At 51.5% G+C, this 15,304-nt stretch carries 12 protein-coding genes; all 12 read left to right on the forward strand.

Features of this window, described 5'->3' with window-relative positions; all coding sequences use genetic code 11:
• Positions 1–82 precede the first annotated feature (82 nt).
• The gene (locus ACI48K_RS06840; protein WP_475026814.1) at positions 83–1,465 is read left to right on the forward strand and encodes an extracellular solute-binding protein; all 1,383 of its coding nucleotides are present in this window, start codon (positions 83–85) and stop codon (positions 1,463–1,465) included.
• 98 nt (positions 1,466–1,563) lie between these two features.
• A complete protein-coding gene (locus ACI48K_RS06845) occupies positions 1,564–2,448 on the forward strand; it encodes a carbohydrate ABC transporter permease (RefSeq protein WP_475026815.1) in 885 nt (294 codons plus the stop codon).
• On the forward strand, positions 2,448–3,275 hold the full coding sequence (locus ACI48K_RS06850) for a carbohydrate ABC transporter permease (RefSeq protein ID WP_475026816.1): 828 nt from the start codon (positions 2,448–2,450) through the stop codon (positions 3,273–3,275). Before ACI48K_RS06845 ends, ACI48K_RS06850 begins: the two co-directional genes overlap by 1 nt.
• A 58-nt stretch (positions 3,276–3,333) precedes the next feature.
• The gene (locus ACI48K_RS06855) at positions 3,334–5,157 is read left to right on the forward strand and encodes a cache domain-containing sensor histidine kinase (protein WP_475026817.1); all 1,824 of its coding nucleotides are present in this window, start codon (positions 3,334–3,336) and stop codon (positions 5,155–5,157) included.
• Positions 5,154–6,761: a response regulator gene (locus ACI48K_RS06860; protein ID WP_475026818.1), complete on the forward strand. Its 1,608-nt coding sequence runs from the start codon at positions 5,154–5,156 to the stop codon at positions 6,759–6,761. Before ACI48K_RS06855 ends, ACI48K_RS06860 begins: the two co-directional genes overlap by 4 nt.
• A 33-nt stretch (positions 6,762–6,794) precedes the next feature.
• Entirely contained in the window at positions 6,795–8,411 is a 1,617-nt protein-coding gene (nagZ, locus tag ACI48K_RS06865) for a beta-N-acetylhexosaminidase (protein ID WP_475026972.1), read from the forward strand.
• 245 nt (positions 8,412–8,656) lie between these two features.
• Positions 8,657–10,894, forward strand: coding sequence for a copper amine oxidase N-terminal domain-containing protein (locus ACI48K_RS06870; protein ID WP_475026819.1), 2,238 nt, complete (start codon positions 8,657–8,659; stop codon positions 10,892–10,894).
• A 171-nt stretch (positions 10,895–11,065) separates the two neighbouring features.
• Entirely contained in the window at positions 11,066–11,527 is a 462-nt protein-coding gene (locus tag ACI48K_RS06875) for a Fur family transcriptional regulator (protein ID WP_475026820.1), read from the forward strand.
• A 1-nt stretch (position 11,528) separates the two neighbouring features.
• Positions 11,529–11,786 (forward strand): membrane protein insertion efficiency factor YidD, encoded by a 258-nt coding sequence (yidD, locus tag ACI48K_RS06880; RefSeq protein WP_475026821.1) that lies wholly within the window; start codon positions 11,529–11,531, stop codon positions 11,784–11,786.
• Positions 11,787–11,860: 74 nt separating this feature from the next.
• Positions 11,861–12,082: a hypothetical protein gene (locus ACI48K_RS06885; protein ID WP_475026822.1), complete on the forward strand. Its 222-nt coding sequence runs from the start codon at positions 11,861–11,863 to the stop codon at positions 12,080–12,082.
• A gap of 69 nt (positions 12,083–12,151) precedes the next feature.
• Complete coding sequence (gene metG / locus ACI48K_RS06890; protein ID WP_475026823.1) at positions 12,152–14,173, forward strand: methionine--tRNA ligase; 2,022 nt, start codon at positions 12,152–12,154, stop codon at positions 14,171–14,173.
• Positions 14,174–14,314: 141 nt separating this feature from the next.
• Positions 14,315–15,274: a metal ABC transporter substrate-binding protein gene (locus ACI48K_RS06895; RefSeq protein ID WP_475026824.1), complete on the forward strand. Its 960-nt coding sequence runs from the start codon at positions 14,315–14,317 to the stop codon at positions 15,272–15,274.
• The last annotated feature ends 30 nt before the right edge of the window (positions 15,275–15,304 follow it).

Genomic DNA, 15,304 nt, shown 5'->3' on the forward strand with positions numbered 1-15,304 from the left:
AATGTCCTCCTTATCAGAGGAAGAGGCGCTTTTTATAATGGGAATGTAAAGCCAATTCGATCTTGAGGAGGGTCTTAGAAAAATGAAGAAACGTTTGGTGCTGCTCCTATCGCTGTTCGTTGTGGCGTCATCGCTGATCGCCGGCTGTGGATCCGGAAACAACAACAGCAATGCCCCGGCCAATGAAGGGCAAGCGACGACGAACAATGGGACGAACGAAGCGAAGACGAATGATGAGCCATTTGAAATCACCATCCGCCATACGCAGGTAGGCGAATCCAAGAAATTCCGTTTGGCGTTGCTGGAAGACGTCGTGAAGAAAACGGAAGCGGCTGTGCCCGGTTTGACCATCAAGCTTGACGCTGTCGACTCTGAAGTGAACCGTAAGGAGAAGCTGAGAGGCGAAATGGCTGCGGGGAAACCGCCGGAAATTTTTGATGTATTCGGCAGCCCTGACGCCGCATTATATGCCAAAGAAGGCTTGATGCTCGATTTGACCCCGATTTTGGATGAACTAGGACTCAAGGACAAGTTTACGACGCTGGCGCCGTTTACGCAGGACGGCAAAGTATACGGCCTGCCGATCGGCGGGTCGATCGAAGGATATTTCTACAATAAAGAATACTTTGAACAAAAAGGACTCACGGTCCCTAAGACGCTCGGTGAACTGGAACAACTGGCAGAGAAGATCAAAGCGGACGGCAAAATTCCGTTTGCCCAATCCTCGAAGGATGCCTGGATCCCGTTGATGACAACCAATAATCTGTGGTCTTACTACGCCGGGCCGGAAATTACGTACGGCTTCAAAACCGGGGAAACGAAGTGGACCGATCCGAACATGGTTAAAGCCGTAGCGAAACATCAGGAATGGGAAGAAAAAGGTTACTACAAAAAAGGCGAACTCGGATTTGAATACGCCGATATGAGAAACCAGGTCGTTACCGGCGAAGCCATCATGATGTTTGACGGCTCCTGGGCCAACTCGGTATTCCGGGATCCGGCGCAAGCCGGCGATATGGTCGGCAAAATCGGCTACTTTAATATGCCGCCTGTGAACGAAGGCGATCCAATCGTTGTCATGCAGGACGCCAATAACGGTTACGGCTTCTCCAGCGCCGTGGCCGACGATGCTCGCAAGCTGCAAGCGGTGAAGGAATTCATCAAAAACATGTGGACGGATGAAATGCAGCTGCGCGGCCTGAAAGAAGACGGCGTGCTGCCTGCCATGAAGATGGATCTCGAACAAATGAAAACCGCATCGGACGACGCTCTGATGCAGGATATTTTTAAAGCCGTCAGCGAAATCGACACCTCGTTCCCGGCCTTTGACGCTCTCGTTCAAGCGGATGTCAATACGGCGCTCAGCATGGGAATCCAGCAAATCATCGGCGGCGAAATCAAGCCGGATAAGATGCTTGAAAACGTGCAGGCTGCCCAAGACGGAGCCAACGCCGCGGAAGAGTAATCTGAATCAAACGAGTCCGAATTCTTAATTAAGCAAGGGCGCCACCCGCCTCGAAACATGTGGGGGCGCCTTTTCTTCAAATGACGGAGGTTATTCGCATGAACAAAGCGCTCAGAAACCCTCTGATTTATTTTTTGTTCGTAGTTCCGGCCTTTGTGCTGTTTCTGGCCTTTTTTATTTACCCGATCTTTACGGCAATCAATAACGGCTTTACGAGCTGGAACGGGATTTCGAAAACCATGCATTATATCGGCTTCGATAACTACGTGACGGCGTTTCAGGATCATGCCTTCTGGAAGTCGGTCCGCAATAACGTGTATTTTATTTTTTTTTCCTGCTTTATTCAGGTTCCGCTCATCATCTTCTTCTCTCTGCTCATCGCCAACGTGAAGAAGCTCAAAGGCTTATACAAAACGGCCGTATTTATGCCTTCGATTATGTCCACCGCGGTCATCGGCATTTTGTGGGGATTTATTTACAACCCCGACTTCGGCTTGATGAATGAGATTTTGGGCGTTTTCGGCGTGCCGCCGATCTACTGGTTATCCGACAAGAATTGGGCGATGATTTCAATTTTGATTACCAACGCCTGGCAATGGACCGGTTTTTATATCGTGATGGTGCTGGCGGCGATCTTGTCCATTCCGCGGGAATTGGACGAAGCGGCGGCCATCGACGGAGCTACCGGCTTTCAACGGGCAACCCGCATCACGATTCCGCTGATTATGCCGATTGTGTCCGTCGTTATCATGTTGTCCGTAGCTGGCGCGATGAAGGCGGCGGACATTGTGCTTGTCATGACCAAAGGAGGGCCGGCCGGTTCGACGGACGTTATGGCGACCTACATGATCCGCTATGCGATCACCAGCTTCAGACACGGCTTTGGCAATGCGATCGCCGTGCTGATTTTCGTGTTTACGATCATTATTACGGCAGCTTACCAGCTTCTGGTCGCTAGACGTACGGAAAGGATTGAATACTGATGAGAGCGCTCAAAAAATCGATCCCGCATATTTTCCTGATGGCTTATCTGCTCATCATTTTGTATCCATTTCTATTCGTATTGTTTTCCTCGGTCAAAACCGATAATCAGGCGATCGCCTCCAATCCGTTCGGATTGCCGAAAGCGATCATGTTCGATAACTATGTCAACGCTTGGGTGAACGCCAAAATCAGCACTTATTTTTTCAACAGTTTATATATTGGGGTGCTGTCGGCCGTTCTTTCCATTCTGCTTGCGGCGATGCTGGCCTTTGCCGTGACGAGGATGCGATACAACAGACTCAGCGCGATTGTGTTCCAGTTGATTCTGCTGGGGATGCTCATTCCGAACAACTCCTTGCTGCTGCCGATATACGGCATTATGCGCAAGCTGGATATTTTGAACACGCATATGGCGCTCATTTTGCCTTACGTTGCGAACGCCATTCCGTTTTCGGTCATCATCTTGGCGGCGTTTATGCGCTCGCTTCCCGGGGAAATCGAAGAAGCCGCGGTGATGGACGGCTTGGGCTCGGCAGGATTGTTCGTCAAGGTGATTATTCCGCTGACGGTGCCGGCGATCGTAACCGTATTTATCATTAATTTCCTCGGCAACTGGAACGAATTTTTGCTGGCGAACTATTTTTTGTCGAACGACGAGTTAAAAACGCTTCCGGTAGGCATGGTCGGCTTCAGAGATGCCTACAACACCAACTACGCGCAGATGTCGGCGGGGATCGTGTTCAGCGTGCTTCCGGTCATGATTATCTACGCGATTTTGCAGGAGAAGATCATCGAGGGCGTCACGGCAGGCAGTGTCAAAGGATAATTTCGGGCGCAGGTAGAAGTAGTATATATCTAGCGTTTAACTTTGGGAGCTGCTGCCTATGAATCTGCGAATCAAGCTGTTTACGGCCTTTTTGGGCTTGGTTATCGTTCCGCTTTTTACTCTGGGGATCATTACGTTTTTCGTTACGTTCAGTTCGATAGAGAAGAAATACAGCCAACAGGCGGAATATTCGCTGAAAGCGATCAGCTACAGCATCGACAGCGCGCTGCATGAAATCGACAACGTGACGGATACCGGCATTGCCAAAGGCATCTTTCAGGATGCGCTTGTGGCGAAGGATCCGGGTTCCCAGGATTTAACGGCAACGACGCAGCTTGAACTCAACGCCAACCAGCGAAACTTCCGCACGCTGCTCTACAACCATCCCGCGATCGATTATGCGTTTCTGTATAATTTGCATGCCCGAGAGGGTTCGAACGTGATTTCAATTTTCAACAAAGAGGATTTTAAGACGCTTCCTTTTGAGAAATTTCAGGAGCATCCGTTATATAAGGAAGTCATGTCGCTGAACGGTATGCCCAAGTGGATCGCACCGCATGAATATCCGGAATTAACCGGCTCGGAGAACGTATTTACGCAAATTCGCCTGATCAAGAAGCTGAGCAATTTGCAGCGGGTCGGCATCCTGTTCGTGCAGATCAAAAACTGGGAGTTCGAAAAGATCTTCCAGAACCTCGAGCTTGGCAGCAACATGCGGGATACGAGGTTCATGCTCGTCAACGATCAGGGGCTTATTTTGTATGATTACCAGTCCAAGCTGGACGGTCAATCGATTCAATCCTTTGTCCGGCAAAAGGTGACGCTGGGGACTCGCTATCAGAGCTACAAGGAGAAATTTAACGGCCAGGAAAGCATTATTTCCATTTATAAGCTGAACGGTTATCCATGGAGTCTTGTTTCAGTGACTTCCTGGAGCTATTTGTCCCAAGAACTGACGACGTTCGCCAAATGGTTTGTAGCGATCATTTGCGCCTGCGTTTTGACGGCGATGCTGTTCAACGTTATTTTCATGAACCGGATTACCGGTACGATCGGCATGATCGTCCGGTTTATGCGCAAAGTCGAAGACGGCGATTTAAGAGCAAGGGTCGACGAGAAGGGCGACGACGAGCTGTTGCTGCTGCAGAAAGGCTTCAACAACCAAATGGATAAGATCAACGAACTGTTCGAGCAGGTCAAGCGCGAGCAATTGCAGAAGGCGAATGCGGAGCTGCGCGTGCTGCAGGCGCAGATTAAGCCGCATTTCCTGTTTAACACGCTGGAATCAATCAATGTGCTGGCCGTGCAAAACGAAGGGCGGAAGGTCAGCGAAATGGTGCTCAGACTTGCCAGTATTTTGCGAATCAGCATTCAGGACAAGGAAGAAATCAAGCTGAGCTTGGAAATTGAGCATTTGCGCAGCTATCTGGAAATCCAGAAATTCCGGTTTGACGATCTGTTCGATTACGAGATCCATATTCCGGAGGAGATCATGAACTGCCTGCTCCTTAAGCTGACGCTTCAGCCGCTTGTGGAAAATAGCATTCAGCACGGGTTCGAAGGCATAGATTATAAAGGAAAGCTTACGATTACGGGGATGGTGGAAAAAGAGCGGATATTGCTGCGGATTGAAGATAATGGCATCGGCATGACGAACGAGCAGCTTGCTTCGATTCAATATGCGGATATCGAAAACCCGGCATATCAGCAGTTGGAACCTTATCCGAGTCACGAACGCCGGGGATTGGGGCTCAGGAGCGTGTTCGACCGGCTAAGGTTTCAATACGGCGGCAGGTATGGCTTATTCATCTGCTCGCAGCCCGGGCAGGGAACCATAATTCAATGTGTGATACCTAAATATGAATTGGGTGATAAAAAATGAGACTGAAGGCTTTGCTGGTTGACGATGAGATCCATATCCTGAACAATTTGTCCAAGGTGCTGCCTTGGGATGCGATGGACATTGAAATTGTCGGTTTGGCAAGGAACGGCGTGGACGCGCTCGAAGCGGCGGCCGAGCATCATCCCGATTTGATATTAAGCGACATCCGCATGCCGGTTATGGACGGAATTGCTTTGCTGCAAAAAATCCGGGAACAGGGGAACTCGTGCGAGATTTTACTGCTCACGGGGTATCAGGAGTTTGAGTATGCCAGAACGGGAATCCGGTATGGGGTCAAGGATTATATTTGCAAGCCGATCAATTACGCCGAACTGGAGGATACGGTGCGGAGAACGGCCCAGTTGATCCGCGAGAACCGCAAGAAGCTGAACAAGGAACAGCGTCTGACACAAGCGGTATATCTGGCGAACGAAAATTATATGCTTCATTCCCTGCTGGGCCAGGAAACGGAACAGGAAAGCGCCTTTTGGGAGGAAGAGGGCGAAACGTCCGCACCTGTTGATTATTCCGTGCTGCTGCTGGATTTGGAAGGGTACTCTCACCGCTCGATCTCCTGGACCCTTCATGAGCGGAAGGCCTGGAATTTGCATCTGAAAAACGTACTGAAGGAAATTTTCAGCCGGGTCATCGAAAATGCGACGGTGCTTCAGATTCGGGAAGGGGAATGGTGCGTCCTGTTTCCTTCCCCGCCGGGCGGGCAGGGAATCGTCAAAGATCTGGTGCTGGAGGGGTATGAACAGCTGCAGCAACTGGTTAAAGACAAAGAAGGCTTGCGGCTGAGAATGTGCCTGGAGCAGCGTCCTCACGCTTTGCATGATATGTCCGCGGTTTATCGGCGTATGCAGCAGATGCTGATTTTGAATCCGGCTGAGGAATGGCTTCTGGAAATGGAACAGGAATCGGCGGGTTCCGAGGAACCCGAGGCCCCCGCGGCGGATGTGCAGTGGCGCTGGATCGAACAGCTCGGCGGCGGCCTCAGGAACGGAAGCCAGGAAAGTCTTGTCAAAGTTGTCGCCGAACTAAAATCTTATATCGGACATTTAGGCGAAAACGAGGTTGGCGGAGCTGAAAAGCTGCTTCACTACCTGCTGATTCATCTGCTGCGCGAAATGCGCGAGCTGCAGATGCTGCCAAGGGCACAGGAGGAAGGGGTCTGGCACAGCCTTCAAGGGGCGCTCAGCTTGAAAGAGCTGCTTTACCTTATCATCTCTTTGGTAGAGCAGTCGCAGGAAGCCTTATCCGCGAAAAAGTCCTCCGAGCTGCTTATGATGTCGGCGCAAAATTATATTCAGCATCATTTGGAAAACGACTTTGGCATCGAGGAGATCGCCGATTATCTCGGCATCAGCTGCAGCTATTTCTGCCTGCTGTTCAAAAACCACTTCGGGGAGACTTTTGTGGAATACGTGACCAAGCAGCGCATGGAAATGGCGAAATGCCTGCTGCGCGCCAGCGACAAATCGATCGCGCAAATCGGCAGCGGAGTGGGGTACCAGGAACGCCGCTATTTTACCAAAGTGTTTCAGAAGTATACCGGCATGACTCCTTCCGAATTCCGGAGCAAAGAGTCGACCGTATCATAATTGGGGAAGGTGACGGGCTTGGGATTGGCAGAAATGAGTTTGGAGCAAAAAATCGGGCAGCTGTTTATTTGCGGGTTTCACAGCTTGACGCCGGATGAGCAGATTCGGACACTGACGAGAGAGTATCATGTCGGCGGTGTAGTGTATTTCCGGCGTAATATCGAATCCGTAGGGCAATTAGCAGCCTTGTCGAAAAGCTTGCAGGAGCTTCCGCGGAGTACGCCGGGCATTCCGCTGTTTATCTCGATCGATCAGGAAGGCGGAATGGTGGCCAGACTGGATCATCCGGGCATGAGCCGGATTCCGGGAAATATGGCGCTGGGCGCGGCTAACGATCCCGCTTTGACGGAGGAAATCGCAGTGCTGGCTGCCAGGGAAATGCTCCGGCTTGGCATTAATCTTAATTTCGCTCCGTGCGTGGATGTCAACAACAATCCGGCGAACCCGGTCATCGGAGTCCGTTCCTTCGGGGAAAATCCGGAGCATGTCGCGGCTCACGGAGCCGCCGCTATTCGGGGCTACCAAAGCCAGGGCGTCATCGCGACGGCCAAACATTTCCCGGGGCATGGAGATACCGCGGTGGATTCCCATCTGGGGCTGGCGGTCGTCCCGCATGACAGGGAGAGGCTGAATCGGATTGAGCTGCTGCCGTTCAGGCGGGCCATAGAAGCCGGTGTAGACGCCATCATGACGGCTCACGTGATTTTTCCCGCGTTTGAGCCTGAGGAAGTACCTGCGACCTTGTCGAAACGGGTGCTTACGGATTTGCTGCGGGAAGAACTCGGTTACGAGGGCTTGATCATCACGGACTGTCTGGAAATGCAGGCGATTTCGAAGCATTTCGGAATTCCCGAAGGAGCGGTGCGCGCCATAGAAGCCGGTGCGGACCAAGTCCTTGTAAGCCATACTCTGGAGGATCAAATCGCGGCCATTGAGGCGGTCAATGAAGCGGTTCGGAGCGGAAGGCTAAACGAGGAACAAATCAACCGGTCCGTGGAGCGCGTGCTTGCGCTCAAAGCCAAACGGCTAGGAAGTGTGCCGGCGCTTGGTTTTCCGGATTCCGGCCATGAGCCGGGGGCGTTGACTCCGGTGGATGTCAGCGAGGAAATACTGCGCCGCAGTGCGGAAAGCAGCGTGACCCTGGTGCGCGATTCCGGCCATCTGCCGCTCAATCCGGATCAGCCCGTGCTGGTCATCTGGCCCGAGCTGCGCCACCGCACGGAGGTGGATGAACCGGCAGTTCATCAATACTCTTTGGCGGACGCCCTCGATCCGTATCATGAGCATGTAACGCTCGTCACCGTAGGCACCCGTCCTACGTTTGAGGAGGTCGAAACCGTAATCAACCAAAGCGAGGGTTTTAGTCAAATCGTTGTTGCGACCTATACGGCGGAAGGAGAACTTCCCGAAGGGCAGAAACGGCTGGTGACGGGTTTGTTGCAAAAAGGAGATGCGGAGGTTATCGCGGTTTCAACGCGAAATCCGTATGATATCAACGCTTTTGAGGATATTGGAACTTACTTGTGCCTGTACGAAAATCGGCAGTCTTCTTTGGACGCATTGGCTAAGGTATTAACGGGAAAACTGAAACCCTGCGGGGTTTTGCCGGTAAGTTTGAACACTGAATACCCGGCCGGGTTTCATGTTTAGCTGCAGGATTCTTCCGATTCGTTCCAACTCTAGCAGACCGGTGGATTCGCTTTTTGGCGAATTTTGCCGGTCTTTTTGTTCATCCTTCTGTTGAAAATGCGAATTATACGCCGTAAAAAGGCGAATGGAGACTTGTTATGTTATGCATCCTTTCAATGATCAGCAACTTTTCGGGGGTACATGCGTTTAATAGATTGTGAGATAATGTGAGAGTGCAACAAAATGGGAGTAGAAGGGGTTTAGTTATGAAATTCAAAAATCTGGTTATCACCACGGTGTTGGCAGCATCGCAAGTGGCGATGGTTCTTCCGGCAAGTGCGGAAGCGGTTGTCCAAAACAACAATCAGGGGGCCGCTAATATCCTGCAGCAGCCTCAGAACGGGGCCTCATCCGAAGAGCAGATTGATAATTCGGGAACGCCTCAAAGCGGGGGGGCCGAAGAGGGAACGGTTCCGGATGGCGGCGGTCAGCAAGGAACGGATGGAACCGGCGGAACAAACGGTACGGATGGAACGAATGGAACGGACGGAGGCAATGGATCGGGAAATGATGCATCACAGCCGCCGGCTACGGATCCGACAACGCCGCAAGATTCGCCGAACGGCTCTTCGTCCGGGCAGCTTATTTTAATGGTAAACAGCAATAAAATGTATCAGGACGGTAAGGAATATCTGGCTAATCATCCAATGGAGGCGAAGGACGGAGTCTCTTATGTGTCCATTCGCGCGATCGTAGAACGTGCCGGATTTCAGCTTGATTACGATAATAAAACTAAGGAAACAATCATTAAACGGGGCAATGACGAGCTTCGCTTCAAGGTGAATACGGCAAGCTACAAGGTAAACGGCGTCGTGCAAACGATGAGAGGCAAATCGTATTCCGACAAGAACAGCTTCATGGTACCTTTAACGGCTATAACAAACGCTCTTCATATTACTTATTCCTACGATGCCGTCGGCAAACGGGTTATCGTCAACCTGGTTACGGCGCCGGTAGCCTCATTCTCAATCGGCAACAGCGAGGTTGTGGCCGGCGAAACGCAGGTTCAATATGTGACGAATTCCTACTCTCCGATCGGGCTTCCCATCGTGAACGAGGAATGGACCGGACGGCAGGATGTTTTTGCAACTCCGGGAAGTTATGTCGTTACATATAGGGTGCAGGATTCCAGCGGCCAATGGAGTGATCCGTATTCGCTTACGATCAATGTCGTCAAGCCGCATACGCCTCCGGTTGCCAATTTTACAACCGATAAAGACACCTATAAAATGGGTGAACCCATTACGTATACCGATCTCAGCACGGATGAAGTTGGCATTACGGACCGAATTTGGGAGAACAACCAGCCGGCTTTCTTTACACCGGGACAAATGATAATCCGCTTAAAGGTAGTCAATCAGTTTGGTCTTTATTCCACAATTGAAAAGACGATTACGATTACGAACGAAACGCTCTACACGCAGGATGAGTTCAATAAGCTCTTCATGCCTGTAGGCCAAAAATATAGCTTTGACGGTACCCAGGTGCCTACCTGGTCTAAAGTGAATTACACCTATACCAGTGAGCCGGTAACTTTGATTCGCAGCAACAGCCCGGAAACCGTAAGCTCCAAAGGTATATTGTACCGCGAATCGGCGATCGGGAATACGCGTTTCATGATCCATCATGCGAACGCCACCGGGAAGCCTGTGAAAATGTATGTTATTGCTACCAATAACAATTCGGAGACCACGCATTTCACCCAGACCGGACTTGGCTTTGGAGGACCAAGCCAGTATGCAACGGCTTCCGGTAAGGCTTCGACACAGCGGTATTACGAATCGTTGCAGCTAGGGAACAAATACAAAGATATGTGGATTGCACCGGGAGAAAGCAGGGTTATCTTCAACGAACTCAGCGCTTCCGTGATGAAGCAAGGAGACGTTATTTCCTTACTGGCTGATGTAAATAGCGATCATACCTTGCAATATACCGTCGTCATGGTGGATAGTGGTCAAGATCCGATCAGTTCGCTGCCTTTCTTGACGGCTCTTCCGCCGGATCAGCATAACCGGGGTACTTATATGGAGGCAACCCGCAACGTTGAATATGGAGATTTGATCGGAAATACGCCGGCGCGGTTAATGATCGGCGACAACTCGAGTGATCCGTTCCTGATCGGTTCGGATGCTCTTACCGGCGAATACAGAATGAATGCCGGGAACTTCGGGGTATTGTACCGGGTTAAATTGTACCGCGTGGCCGCGAACACATTGATCACTTTCAATCCGCGCGGTGGTGCATACGTCGGCTCGATTATGGTCAATGGCGATATCGTCCCGCTTCCTAATGTGGGTACGCTATCCGCGCCAAACGAAAATACGGTGCTCTTCCGGACCGGAGATCGCGAACAAACGGTTGAGTTCCTGTTCACGGCGGCTCCGGGCAGCAACTTGTCGGTCAACCTGCTGTTCCAGCAAATGCCGGAGAAGAAACAACCTTAATGTAAAAGTGCGAGCAAATGAGGGACACCTCTCCTGCTCGCCCTTTTTTATTTTACTTCGCTTTAAGGAATCGGCAGCGTGTTCCCGGCCGCTCGCATTGACGGAGCCGTGGATTTGGGGCATTATAAAAATAGACGCATGGAGGAAAGGTTTAGACGGGAGGAATGTCACATGCTGTCGACCGAGGAAATTATTAAAGTAATGTCCGCGCAAGGTTTAAGAATCACGGATCAGCGTAAAAGCTTAGCCAAGCTGTTTGCGGAGCGAGACGGGTTTTTGACCCCAAAGGATGTTTATGATTATATGGGCAAGCAGTACAGCGGTCTTAGCTTTGATACCGTGTACCGGAATTTGCGGGTCATGGAGGAGCTGGGCGTTTTGGAGCAGGTCGTCTTTGAGGACGGTCTCAAGTTCAGAGTCGGCTGCAGCAATGAAGGGCACCATCATCACCACATGATTTGCTTGCAGTGCGAGAAAACGTATCCGATTCACTTCTGCCCGATGCCGCTGACCGATGCGCCGGAACAGTTCCAGGTGGTTAAACATAAATTCGAGGTTTTCGGGTATTGCAAAAACTGCCGCCCGGACGCCAAAGACAAGCAGCCATCTCCATCACAGGGCGAGGTGTTTTAAGATGGGAGTCGTGCGCAAGGCCTTCCAGGGACCGATCCATGTTTATCGGAAATTTATCTCTCCGCTTAAGCCGCCGACCTGCCGCTTCTATCCGACCTGCTCGGCATACGCGCTTGAAGCGATCGAGGTTCACGGCCCGCTAAAAGGTTCATGGCTTGCGGCCAAGCGGATCTCCAAATGCCATCCGTTCCATCCCGGAGGAATCGACATGGTTCCCCCCAAGAAGGAAAAAGTGAAGCCGGGTCCTTTGGAAACTTGACACCGCAGGTGTCTTCTCATATGATTAATCTAAATATTGGAATATCAATTCCGACGAACGGATGAGTACAGAGAATGATTCAGCGGCAGAGAGCCGGGGTAGCTGGAAACCGGCCTGAATCGGCTTTGGAAGATGGTCCGGGAGGAACTGCTTTCGAGCTTGGGCAAGACGGCGATCATACGATTGTTTCTTGCGGTAAGGGGGCGGCGTTTGGTCCGGCGTTAACGGAGGGTCTTAAAGACCAATGGAGCCCGCTTTTCTGTGAAGATGCGGGGAATTTGGGTGGTAACGCGTGAGGTAATCTCTCGTCCCATTAGGGACGGGAGTTTTTTGTTTTTCAGCGAACTTCAAGGAGATGAATGTGTATGTCGAACAAACCAACGTTTTACATTACAACGCCGATCTATTATCCAAGCGATAAGCTGCACATCGGCCATGCCTACACAACGGTGGCCGGGGACGCGATGGCTCGCTACAAGCGGCTGCGCGGCTACGATGTCCGCTACTTGACCGGTACGGACGAGCATGGACAGAAGATCGAACGCAAGGCACAGGAAAAAGGCAAAACACCGCAGCAGTTCGTCGACGACATTGTCGTGGGCATCAAAGAGCTGTGGAAGAAGCTCGATATCTCGTATGATGATTTCATTCGCACGACGGAAGAACGCCATAAAGCGGTGGTTGCCGATATCTTCGATCGGTTGCTGGCGCAGGGCGATATTTATAAAGGCGAATACGAGGGTTGGTACAGCATTCCCGACGAAACTTACTATACGGAAACCCAGCTTGTCGACGTAGAGCGCAACGAGCAAGGGCAAATTATCGGCGGGAAAAGTCCGGAAAGCGGACATCCGGTGGAGCTGGTCAAGGAAGAGTCTTACTTTTTCCGGATGAGCAAATACGTGGACCGGCTGTTGAAATATTATGAAGAAAATCCGGGCTTCATCCAGCCGGAGTCGCGCAAGAACGAGATGATCAACAACTTCATCAAACCGGGGCTGGAGGATTTGGCCGTGTCCCGGACTACATTCGAATGGGGCGTTAAGGTAAAAGGAGATCCGAAACATGTCGTGTATGTGTGGATCGATGCCCTGAGCAACTACATTACCGCGTTGGGTTACGGGACGGATCAACCGGAATTGTACGAGCGGTATTGGCCGGCTGATGTGCATCTCGTCGGCAAAGAGATCGTCCGTTTCCATACGATTTATTGGCCGATCATGCTGATGGCGCTAGGACTGCCGCTGCCGAAAAAAGTATTCGGCCATGGCTGGCTGCTGATGAAGGGCGGCAAAATGTCCAAATCGAAAGGCAACGTGATGGATCCGAACACGCTGATTGACCGTTATGGTCTTGACGCGACGCGGTATTATTTGCTGCGTGAGGTACCCTTTGGTTCCGACGGTTCCTTCACGCCGGAGAGCTTCGTGCAGCGGGTCAATTCCGATTTGGCCAACGATCTTGGCAACCTGTTGAATCGTACCGTCGCGATGGTCGGCAAATATTTCGGCGGAGAGGTGCCGGCTTACCAGCCGGAAGTAACGCCGTTTGACGCAGACTTGTCCGAAACGGCGCTGCGGACGGTCGATAAAGTAGAAGAGGTCATGGAGAATATGGAGTTCTCCGTTGCGCTTACTCATATCGGGACGCTCATCGCGCGGACGAACAAATATATCGACGAAACGCAGCCATGGCTGCTCGCAAAGGACGAAGCGAAGCAAGGGGAACTGGCGTCGGTGATGGTTCATCTGGTGGAATCGCTGCGGATCATTTCCATTTTGCTTCAGCCGTTCCTGACGAAAGCGCCGGCAAAAATTTGGGCGCAGCTTGGCGTTACGCCAGGGGAGCTTACCGCATGGGACAGTACGAAAACATTTGGCCTGACACCGGCCGGAACGAAGCTGGGCCAAGGCGAGCCGCTCTTCCCGCGGCTTGACGCGGACCAAGAGATCGAGTATATCGCAAACTCGATGTCCGGCGGAGCCGCAGCGCCGGCTGACGCACCGGCCGCCGCTTCGGAAGCGGCCAAGACGGCTGCGCCCGTCGAGAAGCCGGAGCCGAAGGACGAAATCGGCATCGACGATTTCGCCAAGGTCGAGCTGCGCGTGGCGGAAGTCATCGCCTGCGAGCCGGTGCCCAAAGCCGACAAGCTGCTGAAGCTGCAGCTCGATCTCGGGTATGAGCAGCGCCAGGTGGTTTCGGGCATTGCGAAGTTCTATAAACCGGAGGACATGGTTGGCCGCAAGGTCATTTGCGTTGTCAATCTGAAGCCGGTGAAGCTGCGCGGCGAACTGTCGCAGGGCATGATTCTCGCCGCGTCCGAGGGTGATCAGCTGACGCTGGCAACGGTGCCGGATTCCATGCCAAACGGCGCCATCGTGAAATAAAACGGCACGCCAAAAACGGAATGAACTTTATCCATCGTCAGGGGCTAACGGCTCCTGGCGATTTTTTTGCAGTTGACAATTGTTTTATATTAGCCCTATAATCCTTTTGGTAATCATTACGATTAAGAGAGGATTCTAAAAATGTCGTTTCATATAGATAAAGCTTGGACAAATAAAGGGTGGAAAATCGCAGCGGCGCTGCTTTTGGGTCTCACTCTGCTCGCGGGTTGCGGGAAAAAGTCGGGTGGAGAGATCGTTCCCGGCAAAATCAACGTCGTCACCAGCTTTTATCCCATTTACGAATTTGCCAAGGATATCGGCGGAGAACAGGCCAACGTGATCAATTTGCTGCCTACGGGAGTGGAGCCGCATGAGTGGACGCCGCGAAGTCAGGATATTTTAAATACATCCAAAGCGCAGCTGTTTTTGTATAACGGAGCCGGATTGGAAGGATGGGTGCCTAATTTCCTGAAAGGGCTTGGTAAAGACAGCAATGTCAAAACGGTGGAAGTCAGCCGGGGGATCGAGCTGATTGAGGCGAGTGGAGACGATGAGCATGAGGGTGAAGGTACAGCGCAGCATGTGGATCCGCACACTTGGGTCAGCCCGAAGTCGGCGCAGATCATTGCCGAAAACATCAAAAACAGCTACATCGAAGTAGACCCCGCCCATAAAGCGGATTATGAATCCCGGTTTGAAGCGTTAAGCGGGAAACTTAAGGATCTGGATGCCAAATTTACCGCAGAATTATCTGCGACAACGCGAAAAGAAATTGTGGTGTCCCATCAGGCTTTCGGTTATGTGTGCCGGGATTACGGGTTAACGCAGCATGCGATCATGGGACTGTCGCCCGAAGCGGAACCCAGAGCCCAGGATTTGGTCGCTTTGTCGCAGCTTGTGAAGGACAAAGGAATCAAATACATCTTTTTCGAGGAGCTTGTTTCCGATAAACTGGCCAAAACGCTTGCTTCGGAAGCGGGCGTAAAAACGTTGGTATTAAATCCGGTCGAAGGGTTGACGGAAGCCCAGGCCAAGAACGGAGACAATTATTTCACCTTGATGGACAGGAATTTGCAAAATTTAATTCTCGATCTAAAATAAAGGGAGACTGTTTGTACCGGAAGGAAGGCT

This window comes from Paenibacillus terrisolis, assembly GCF_056171975.1.

What these genes read in the sequence shown, in the direction of transcription:
- ACI48K_RS06870 (WP_475026819.1), top strand. Translation starts at nt 8,657, where the DNA reads ATGAAATTCAAAAATCTGGTTATCACCACGGTGTTGGCAGCATCGCAA.
- ACI48K_RS06850 (WP_475026816.1), top strand. Translation starts at nt 2,448, where the DNA reads ATGAGAGCGCTCAAAAAATCGATCCCGCATATTTTCCTGATGGCTTAT.
- ACI48K_RS06875 (WP_475026820.1), top strand. Translation starts at nt 11,066, where the DNA reads ATGCTGTCGACCGAGGAAATTATTAAAGTAATGTCCGCGCAAGGTTTA.
- ACI48K_RS06895 (WP_475026824.1), top strand. Translation starts at nt 14,315, where the DNA reads ATGTCGTTTCATATAGATAAAGCTTGGACAAATAAAGGGTGGAAAATC.
- ACI48K_RS06840 (WP_475026814.1), top strand. Translation starts at nt 83, where the DNA reads ATGAAGAAACGTTTGGTGCTGCTCCTATCGCTGTTCGTTGTGGCGTCA.
- ACI48K_RS06885 (WP_475026822.1), top strand. Translation starts at nt 11,861, where the DNA reads ATGATTCAGCGGCAGAGAGCCGGGGTAGCTGGAAACCGGCCTGAATCG.
- ACI48K_RS06860 (WP_475026818.1), top strand. Translation starts at nt 5,154, where the DNA reads ATGAGACTGAAGGCTTTGCTGGTTGACGATGAGATCCATATCCTGAAC.
- metG (WP_475026823.1), top strand. Translation starts at nt 12,152, where the DNA reads ATGTCGAACAAACCAACGTTTTACATTACAACGCCGATCTATTATCCA.
- ACI48K_RS06845 (WP_475026815.1), top strand. Translation starts at nt 1,564, where the DNA reads ATGAACAAAGCGCTCAGAAACCCTCTGATTTATTTTTTGTTCGTAGTT.
- nagZ (WP_475026972.1), top strand. Translation starts at nt 6,795, where the DNA reads ATGAGTTTGGAGCAAAAAATCGGGCAGCTGTTTATTTGCGGGTTTCAC.
- ACI48K_RS06855 (WP_475026817.1), top strand. Translation starts at nt 3,334, where the DNA reads ATGAATCTGCGAATCAAGCTGTTTACGGCCTTTTTGGGCTTGGTTATC.
- yidD (WP_475026821.1), top strand. Translation starts at nt 11,529, where the DNA reads ATGGGAGTCGTGCGCAAGGCCTTCCAGGGACCGATCCATGTTTATCGG.